1 protein-coding gene is annotated in these 1209 nt (G+C 41.5%); it reads left to right on the forward strand.

Annotation, left to right across the window (positions count from 1 at the left end; all coding sequences use genetic code 11):
• Positions 1-32: 32 nt before the first annotated feature.
• A partial coding sequence (locus tag AMDU4_RS10810; protein WP_290705094.1) for an APC family permease occupies positions 33-1209 on the forward strand: 1177 nt, incomplete at its 3' end.

The raw sequence follows: 1209 nt of genomic DNA on the forward strand, positions 1-1209 counted from the left end.
TGCCTGCAATCAGTGCAGGGTTAATGTATCCCATGTATCAGACTGTAAGTACAGCCGCAATCCCTGTATTTGTGTCCGGAGTAGTTCTACCCGGCGTTGTACAGTATTTTCTCGGTGTAGGAATGCCTGCCTGGATATGGATACCATTTATCCTGGCCTTCATAATAATACCAATTATGATTGCAATAGTGGGAATCAGGCCACAGATGAAATATATCAGGTTTGCATCCTTCTTTGAATTAATTTTCCTTGCACTGCTTTCTGCAATTATAATAATTAAGGCACCTGACAATACATTAAATGTTTTCAATCCCTTTGTATGGCCACAGTACAGTTCATGGTTTTCCCCTGAGGGAGGCCCAATTACTGGTGTTGGCCTTGGAATGATATTTGGGTTAACTAGCTTCATAGGTTATGGTGGCTCAGCCCCACTGGGAGAGGAAGCCACAAACCCGAAGGCCATTACCAGATCACTTACCGTGGGCCTTCTGCTCGTGGGTGTTGTTTTGACGGAAGTTGCCTATGCCCAGATAGTTGGCTGGGGAATACCAATGATGCAGACGTTTTCATCCAGTGGAATTCCAGGGATAATTGTTGCAACTGCATACACCGGTATAGTTGGCGGAGTCATGTTTTCACTGGTTGCATTTAATTCTGCTTTTTCTGACAGCGTTGCTATGCAGGCAAACGCAGGGAGGGTTTATTTTGCCATGGGAAGGGATGGAATTATACCAAAATTTTTCTCATTCATTCATAAAAAATATGTTACCCCTTCGAAGGCTTTAACCTTTGTTGCAGTTGTTGCATCTGTCACTGCCATACTGGCAACTTTTATTGTGGCAATGGGTGCTGGAGTAAGCCCATACGCATTATTGGACAACCGTGCCAGTGATCCTATTATAGTAAAAGCTCTGACAGATTCTTTCCAGTTTCTTACTACTATGGCTCTGGGCGGGCTAATTATAACACACGTACTTCTCAATACAAGTGTAATGACAATGTTCAGAAGATTAAAGGAAAAACATAGTAGTGTGCATGATTTGATAATACATATAGTGGAGCATTATATATTTCCATCAGTGGCTACTGTTATATTTATCTTTGTTCTCTACGAATCCATGGTTCCTCCGGTTTACCCCATTACATATGCTATACTGATAATTGGTGTCTACACTGTATTTTCCATAGTATATGCGCTTTACATTAAAT

The organism is Ferroplasma sp. Type II (assembly GCF_000496155.1).